This is a genomic window from Yersinia thracica (genome assembly GCF_902170565.1).
Lineage (GTDB): Bacteria > Pseudomonadota > Gammaproteobacteria > Enterobacterales > Enterobacteriaceae > Yersinia > Yersinia thracica.
Genome location: NZ_CABHXX010000022.1, coordinates 44,579 through 53,111, shown reverse-complemented (window position 1 = coordinate 53,111; position 8,533 = coordinate 44,579). Strand labels below are relative to the sequence as shown.

Sequence of the window (8,533 nt, the reverse complement as noted above, 5' to 3'; positions counted from 1 at the left end):
AATTTCGGGGGATTTCGGGAGAATCAGAAAAACACCATTAAAATCAACATGTTAAAAAGAGACCGAATACGATTCCTCTTTTAGATTTAAAAGAATTTTTCTTCTTAAAATCAAACGATTAAATCAATATCATCTCAAAAAACACCTTCCATTACCTTACTTCCCTAGTCTTTAAATTCATATAGTTAACTGCTAATTCGGAACCATTCGTAAAAATTTCGATACGTTTAATGCGTTCGGCTTGTGTTTTGTAGCAAGGTACGATTAAGTCTGACTGGCAGCTATGAGCGAAAAGCGGAAGTCTATCTACTTGAACATGGTTCCTGAAGCTGCCGGGGGTATTCAACTCCAATAGTAGCTATTATGGCTTGACATTTAAGGGATTAATCTCTGGAATCGCACTTAGTGGATTAGATTCTCCGGTATATAATTGATCTTAGGGGTAGAAATGCAACATTTAAATGATTTTCCCAAAAGAGATAGAAATCATAGAGTTGAAAGGTTTGCCATTACAGCTTTTGAAGGATTTCTTAGGGACTCAAATGATTTTTTTATACAGAGTCAGGATGTTAATGACTACGGGGTTGACTATCAACTGGAAATAACATTTAACGGTCAAGCGACAAATATTAGATTATTTGTTCAACTGAAAGGTACGGAACAGGAATTGAATTTTGATGGCTCAGTTAGCATTTCAGTTAATCGAGCTAACTTGAATTACTTATTGATGCATCCTTATTCATTTTATGTGTGCTTTCACGCTCCTACAAAGATGCTCAAGATATGTTTCGCTGAAACTATATTGAGAAATTATGAACAGTCAGAAAAAAATTGGTCTACGCAAGAAACCCTGACTGTAAAGTTTGTGGAGGATATTTCCGAATCCCGTCTACATCAAGTTTCAGAAATGCTTAGGCACAACGCCCTTGCAATGCGGGATGCACGAATAAATACAATAAAAAATCCAATTAAAAACGTTACAGAGACAATTAGTAAAACTGTAGCAAAGATTCATATTCCTGAAGATAAAGCATTAGTTCAAGAGATGTTAACGTCATTATATGATGATAATCATGATGAAATAATTAGTGCTAGTTTTCATGAGTTCTTGGCAGTTTTGGGCACAGAACATCCTGGTATGATTATCCCTTACATGTCAGAGATTAATAAGGGTATGGATGGTGTAGGCCATGATGAGAATAGAATTATTGATGGAATTAAATATCTTAGATTAAGATTATCTGAAGGAAAAATTACTAAAGGTAGTCTTTATTATTCTATCGGCAACGGATTTACGGCTCTTAATAAGGAAAATGAAGCCATTCAAGAATATAAAATGGCATTGGAATATTTATCTGGTGATGACCAATTAGCAGCACAATGCTATAAAAACATGGGGGGGAGTTATTCTTCTTTAGGAGATGAAGAAAAAGCCATTGACTGCTACCAAACAGCACTTAAATTAGATCCTAATTTAAGTGAGGCAATTTATGCATTAGGCGTATACTACAATAAAAAAGGAAATTATGAGTTGGCACTTGAGTATTTCGATTCCATTATTTTTTCGTACAACTCTCCACATAGACTAGTTGGTGTAGTGCAGTGGCGAATCAATACTCTTTTCAATCTAAAGGACTATCGCTCAGCATATAGAGAAATCAATACATTACTGAGTAGAAGCGAAAATAAAGAGCAGTTATGGAAGTGGTGCTTAATGTTAGTTGCTACTTTTTGTCGAACATCTACAATCTCTGCAAAATTGAGTTTACCGTTCTGGGAACGTTTTTTAAAAATGTACCCACACAATCCAGATGCATCAAGAGAATTACTTTTAGCAAAAAATTATCTTAGAAAAAATAACGATGAAATCTTCTTTTCTTATGATGATTTCAAAGAGGAATTTGAATTGCGTATCTTGGATGTTAAATATGAAGATACAGCATTTCTATGGGATCGTTTGGGTCATTGGGCTCAAGATGAAGATAAGTGGTTAGATGCAGAATCATGTTTTCGAAAAGCCCATGACATTGACGGAGGGGAATACGGATACTGTCTTGGTGTCGCTTTAAATCATCTTGGACGGTTTAAGGAGAGTTTACCCCTACTCCTTGAGCAAGCTGAATTAATTCAACCAGATGATTTTAGTTGGTTTCAAGTGGCAATTTCCTATGAGTTTCAAGGGCGTATACTAGAAGCCATCGAAGCTTATGAGAAATGTTTGTCTTTGAATGAAAAAAATGAACTGGCGTTGTTTAATCTTGGTGGGCTTCATTGGAATAACAATAACTTAGAAGAAGCAAGCCGTGTGTGGAAGTTGGCCGTTAAGTTTTATCCTGAACATGAACTTACGCATAAACTTCGCAGTGATATTCCATTTATCTTGATTTGATAGTATTGAATTTAAGTTGGATACCAAATTGAATAAGAGTTATAAAACTTAACTGCCACGTCTACCCTTTCCGTTAGTTTCACTATGTATCTGGGAGACGTCCGCTTCTGGCACTAAGCCGACTGTCAGACCTAGCAAAGGTTTCTGATTAAGTATGAGTTGCTACAGATGATTGGTCTCATTTTTAAGTCACCGACCAAGAATGCAATGAATAGACCGAGCGATTAAACTCAGAGCTTCTTGATAGCGCTTCGCTGCTACAAGCTAGATGACTAGCTTAACTCTTTTCTTCCTCCTCACCGAAAAATTACATAACCATGACAGTCTATTGATCAATCGACACAACTGTTAGAATAGCGTCATTCAAACATGGATGTTTTTTGAAAAATTTAACAGCAGGCAGTCATCTTAATGTTAGCAACAACTCCAACACAAAAAACAGCATCTAATAAATTTCGTAATGATATCAATGGTCTTAGAGCATGGGCGGTTATTGCCGTTGTTCTGTACCATTTTGGTGTACCAGGGTTCTCGGGTGGGTTTGTCGGTGTGGATGTTTTCTTTGTCATCTCCGGCTTTTTAATGACCCGGATCATCGTTTCTGGCATGGAGTCTGGCAATTTTTCATTCTTACAGTTTTATCTGGCCAGAGCGCGAAGAATTATTCCCATGCTTTTGGTGCTATGTTTTGCGCTATTAATTTTTGGTTGGTTCTGGCTGCCTGAACAGAATTATAAATTGCTAGCAACCCATGTGGTAAATACACTCTTTTTTATATCGAATATTAAATTTTGGCGTGAATCGGGTTATTTCGATGCGTCCTCACATGAAAAGTGGTTGTTACATACCTGGTCACTTTCTGTGGAGTGGCAGTTTTATATTATTCTGCCTATTATCATTTTTGTGCTGTGGAAGTTCATCAATTACAAGGCCGTTAAATTTGCCTTATTCGCACTAGGATTCCTATCACTGTGCCTTTCTATCTATGCTTCACAACGCTGGCCGTCAGCGGCGTTTTACCTTCTGCCAACCAGAATGTGGGAAATGCTGGCTGGGGGGATGGCTTGGTGGGTAACGCGTAGAAAGGCCATGCCGGAGACTCTGGCGAGATGTACAGAAGTTATCGGCATAGTATTTATCTCTGCGTCAATTGTGCTATTTAACTCATCAATTGTTTGGCCCGGCTCAAATGCGCTATTACCGGTAGCTGGTGCGGTGTTGGTACTGATTTCTGCGCGGCAAAAATCAATTTTCACCGCTAATATTATCGCTCAAAAGTTGGGGGCCAGTTCCTATTCTATCTATTTATGGCATTGGCCTATTGTCGTCGCATTAACTTATTTAAGTTTACTCAGTAACTATAAATGGGTGCTGCTGGCTTTAGTTGCTACCGTGATATTAGGTGAATTATCTCTTAAGTTGGTGGAAAATCCATCACGGAAAGTTTTCGCCAAATTATCCACCACCTCTAACCTGGTCTATATATCACTGTGTACACTGGTCGTTGGTGTGCTGGCACTGACAGTTAGGCACAGTACGCTCGATCGCGACATTATGGCAGATAAAGAAACCGTTGAGCTTTATGCAAAAATACAATCATTTCATGTAATGCCAAACCGAGATAATGGTTATTGTTTTTATAATGTTGACGGTGAGTCCGACCCCATCATCTCAATGGAAAAATCAGTGTGCAAACTGGGGGTTAAGTCATTGAAGCCAAAAGGTCTGCTGTTTGGTGACTCCTTTGCCGGACATTATGAACCCTTCGTCGATGAAGTCGCGAAGAAACTCGGTATATCAGTAGATTCCGTCACCACTAACTGGTGTTTCCCGAGCTTAACGGATTCAACCAATGGCACTAAAACACGAGTGGCCTATAAACAGTGCCTGTTAAATAGAGAATATCTAAAAGATAATATTTCAAAATATGATTTCGTTATATTTTCTGGCATCTGGTTTGATTTATATCGCAAAGGTTATCAAAATGAAATTGTTGATGTGATTAAATATGCCAAATCTAAAGGGGTGAAAGTGTATGTCATGGCATCCCCAACACAATACGACATCAATGTTTTTGCTAATTTTATCGCTGCGGGGGTCAATGATTTACCGTTTAAGTTAAAAGGTAACTCCAATAAAAAAGATGATGACACCCAAAAGATGGATATTATCTTCTCGCAATTAGAAAAAGATGGGTATATAAAATTCATCAAAAAAGATGACATATTTGATGAAAGTGACTCATACCATTACAACGGAATAGAGATCCCCTACTCTCTTGACGGTGCTCATATCTCAATTGACAGTTCATTGATGGCTGCCAAACGATTTATTGAAACTGGTGTCTATAAAAAATACTTTTCAGATGTAAAGTAAATATACAATTAGCCGGGCGATAGCGCCCGGCATTGGTTACTCTGGTACCACCGGCCAGATAATATCAGGCGATTGCGCTATATCAATTCTCATTAAGAGAACCCGATATTTCTTCCATGCGGTAATCAATTCTTTTTCGCGCTCCGTTGCCATTGCCAGATCAACTGCGTCCTGAAGCGGTGCAATAGCCTCTGCGGCTAACGTTAATAAATTGGCTTTCTTGTATTCATCTGCCTTTTGCTCCAGTTCTGCATGGGTTCTTGCCAGCACCCAGCCGGAGCCATCCCATTCATAATAATTGCCATCATCGGGACAGACTGATACAACACCATAATCCCCGGCTAAAGCTCGCTGGTAGATCTCAACACAATACGTCATAGAATCTACTGGCGCGGCGCTGAAATTAAAGGTTCCACCGGCGATATTGTCAGTGATCGTAACATCAATATAGCGCTCGATATTCCGTGAGCGGGGCGCGGTGGCAGTAATTTTATCTATATCATTAATCATGAGATACGCATCCATAATGTGTTTCGGGTAAGGCCATCATTAACCGCCGCAAAACCTTGGCAACGCCATGTCCCGGTTAATAGTGTTTGTCCGTTATTGTAGTTTGCAACGTTATTCCACTTTAATTCACTGCCCGCTTTCACATCCCCCGGATTAACGGCATTTCCGACATTGGTAGAATTGATGGCGAAAGCATAAGAGCCAATACCGTAAGTATCCGGCACTCTGGCTTGCGCTATTACATTGGCAATATAAGTGCTTAAATAGCCGCCCCATACCGTGCCATACACATTGCCGTCACCTGGCAACCATGCGGCACCGTTTCCTGCGGTCACATTGCCCACCGCGTTAACTGCTGACCCCTTTAGCGCGCCCGCTGTAGTCAGGCTGCCGGGTAAATTGATTGCTGTATTGGATGACTGAAGCGCATTAACAATACGTGAGTCATTGCCCGCCGCCACGGTGTTAGCGATTGACCCCACATCCAGCACTGCCGCCCCTTTAAGCCCTAAATTGGTTCGTGCGGCGGTTTTATCTGCTACATCGTTGAGGTTTTGGCTTTTCTGTAATGCATTGGTGGCAATGGCTGCGGTATCCGTTAAGCCAAGGTTAGCAATGGCGGTAGCTATTGCCTCCGGCCCTGCCGCCGCGATTTCAGCGAGGTTATTAGCAGTCTGCAAATAGGTACTGGCCCCCTCTTTACGCCACACACCAATGTCTAATGCGCCAGTGGGTTCTACGCCGGTGTTTTCTGACAATGCAATATAGCTATTGCCGCCGTGACTCACTCTCGCCCCAGCCTGATAGGGGGCATCGGTAAACCAAATTAGCTGCCCAAGGTTTTGCAATTCCTGTAAGGCTAAATCGACCCGGTTATGCCACCAGTTTTCCCACTTGGCCTCGGGTGGATCTTCTGATGCCCCCCCTGCCCAACCACGCGCAATCAGGCCGTCGCCGGGGCGTTCAAATTGTGCAGGCACACTGGCCCACGGCTGATTAAAGCTGTCATTTCTTGCCATATAGTGGCTCCAATTAGATATAAGCGCCCATGCCGTAAGGCTGAGCGTCGAATGTGCCTTTATAGGCAAAGGGATGATGGTTAACGCGGATCAGGCTGGCTTTGACGCCTTGCGGTCGGGGGATTAAATCAAATAGCTGAATGAGCACTAAGACATTAGCGGGGATCGGTTTATCGACCCAGATAGTTTTCATGGTCATATCCTGCCCATCGATGATGGCGGAATTAACATCCAGAATGTAATCAACGGCAGTTTTGATTTCATCCAAGGTGGCGTTGGTGTTGTTTTTCTGGATCTTGGCTTTGATTAATATGCGATAGAGATAATCCGACACCGGAACTTTGCCGATTTGTTCATGCGGGGCTTTATACGGCGCGACATTATAGGGCTGTGCGCCGCCGGTACCGTTATAAGCAAATATCGATAAGTAATCGCTGCGGATGAGTGGCCGCTCAGTAAATCCGGCAATGCGACCACAGATATCCAGTTGATCGCCCTCGGCATTATCAATATCCAACAGGTTATTGATTTTAGTGATCTGCTCTTCCAGTGAAGATTGGCTGATGTCCGGTAAAATACTGATCCATTCAAGCAGTTTCGGCGCATTTTTATATTGCAGGTAAATCCGTGACAGCGCTTTTTTGCGGTGGTTATACATAAACCACCTCGATATTCTCAGTACTGAACACACCGAGGTGATTAAAGGCTATTCTCACTGCACTCTCATTGGCCTGTTCGACAGCAGTACCAACGGTAATCGCATTCACAAAGCCATTACCGGCCACCAAATAATTGACTGGGGTAAATAAACGGCCCGCACCAATACTTTCACCAATTTTAAAACCCAACTTAGAAAAGCCATTGGTCTGATCAAAACCGGTAATGCTGTAATCGACAATCGCCTGTTTTATCTCTTCGTCAATAAATTCGCTATTACTGGCGATCTCTACCCGTACATAGACCGGTATTAGTTGGGGGCGAAAAAAGGTTACGGTGATCGGGTTACCTTTTGGGGTAACAGTATCCAACGAGATTTTATTAGGGAAAGTGTTATAACGGTTTAACCCACAGCCGGGGCTTTTATTGATGGCAATACTGTTAATAACATCCTCGATGCTGCCACCATCAACAAATATCGCCATTGAGTGACCGAGCACCCCATTCTCGTCGGCTTGATCCTCAAAATTTTCATAAATCCGCGCTCGTTTAACATCATCAATATTGACCAGCGCCGCATAAATATTATCAATCTGATTGGAGCCAGGTAATGCCACTGATTCATTGCGCCGGATGCGAAATGCATTATTGGTTTCTATATCCAACCCCATTGACGCTGCTGTGTTATTTGTCACCGCCGTAATGCCGCCGATCGATGTGGCAATAATGGTCAGATTATGACTATTGGCCCCCTGCGCCCCTGCCAGCGTACAAGTGACATTCACCGTCGCATTCCCTGCCGCGTCAGTAATAACATCACCATCGGTCGCCCATAAGGTATTAGTCGCCCTATTTCTGATTAATGTTCCGGCATTGATCGGAGTAAAAGCGATACCGCTAAAATTAACGGTGGCAGTTGAATAGGTCGCACTTTTGCGTTTGATTCCAGCGAACGCAGCAATGCGGTCTAATTGTTGGTCAATCGCTGAGTTGGGATCGGCTGCGTGATAAGCATTAATTACCGCTTCATCCAAATTAGCTAATGCCTCACACCAGACCGCTATTGCCAGACCATCTGGCGATTCCGGGTTAATATTCCAGCCATCATCAATAGCAAGATAACGCTGGCGCATAGTATCCAGATATTCACTCAGCGTGGTGCCGCTAGCCCCGTCACGATTAATGGTTGCCATTAGATAAGATCCTCAGTGAACAGGAAATCAAATGCGTCGTTATTAATATCAATCACCGCGGCAAATATCGTTATTTTGCGATTCTTCATATCGAGATCCATTTCAAAGCGGTTAATGGTCAGCACGCCTTTGGCCGCCAATAAGCGCTGTTTAATATTGGCTTCGGCAATATCGCGTGAGGTTTTGCCCAATATGCTTTGGAACCACGGCGTTCCCTCGGTGGCATCAAGAAAATACTCGCCAAGAAATAATCGTAGGCAGCAGATCATGGCTTGCCGGGTTTCTTCTTTGCCGCTAGCAAACTGGCTGCCGTGGGTAACAATGTCGCCATTTTGGAAATTGCGGATCACAGTGCCTCCGGAAACAAAAAGCCCCGGCATAAGCCAGGG

7 protein-coding genes are annotated in these 8,533 nt (G+C 42.3%); 2 read left to right on the top strand and 5 right to left on the bottom strand.

Annotation, left to right across the window (positions count from 1 at the left end; translation table 11 throughout):
• The first annotated feature begins 448 nt into the window (after positions 1-448).
• Complete coding sequence (locus tag FTA91_RS02725; RefSeq protein ID WP_046050484.1) at positions 449-2,389, top strand: tetratricopeptide repeat protein; 1,941 nt, start codon at positions 449-451, stop codon at positions 2,387-2,389.
• A gap of 411 nt (positions 2,390-2,800) precedes the next feature.
• Positions 2,801-4,765 (top strand): acyltransferase family protein, encoded by a 1,965-nt coding sequence (locus tag FTA91_RS02720; protein WP_145582931.1) that lies wholly within the window; start codon positions 2,801-2,803, stop codon positions 4,763-4,765.
• 36 nt (positions 4,766-4,801) lie between these two features.
• Here FTA91_RS02720 and FTA91_RS02715 read toward each other — a convergent pair whose 3' ends face one another.
• The 5 genes from FTA91_RS02715 to FTA91_RS02695 are packed head-to-tail and all read right to left on the bottom strand — an operon-like array spanning position 4,802 to position 8,494.
• A complete protein-coding gene (locus FTA91_RS02715) occupies positions 4,802-5,275 on the bottom strand; it encodes a tail fiber assembly protein (RefSeq protein WP_050127504.1) in 474 nt (157 codons plus the stop codon).
• A complete protein-coding gene (locus FTA91_RS02710; RefSeq protein WP_235896821.1) occupies positions 5,272-6,294 on the bottom strand; it encodes a hypothetical protein in 1,023 nt (340 codons plus the stop codon). The genes FTA91_RS02715 and FTA91_RS02710 overlap by 4 nt, the downstream gene beginning before the upstream one ends.
• Positions 6,295-6,307: 13 nt before the next feature.
• Positions 6,308-6,952 (bottom strand): DUF2612 domain-containing protein, encoded by a 645-nt coding sequence (locus FTA91_RS02705; RefSeq protein WP_050880171.1) that lies wholly within the window; start codon positions 6,950-6,952, stop codon positions 6,308-6,310.
• A complete protein-coding gene (locus FTA91_RS02700) occupies positions 6,945-8,144 on the bottom strand; it encodes a baseplate J/gp47 family protein (RefSeq protein WP_145582929.1) in 1,200 nt (399 codons plus the stop codon). The genes FTA91_RS02705 and FTA91_RS02700 overlap by 8 nt, the downstream gene beginning before the upstream one ends.
• Positions 8,144-8,494: a hypothetical protein gene (locus FTA91_RS02695; protein WP_049603932.1), complete on the bottom strand. Its 351-nt coding sequence runs from the start codon at positions 8,492-8,494 to the stop codon at positions 8,144-8,146. The genes FTA91_RS02700 and FTA91_RS02695 overlap by 1 nt, the downstream gene beginning before the upstream one ends.
• Positions 8,495-8,533 lie beyond the last annotated feature (39 nt).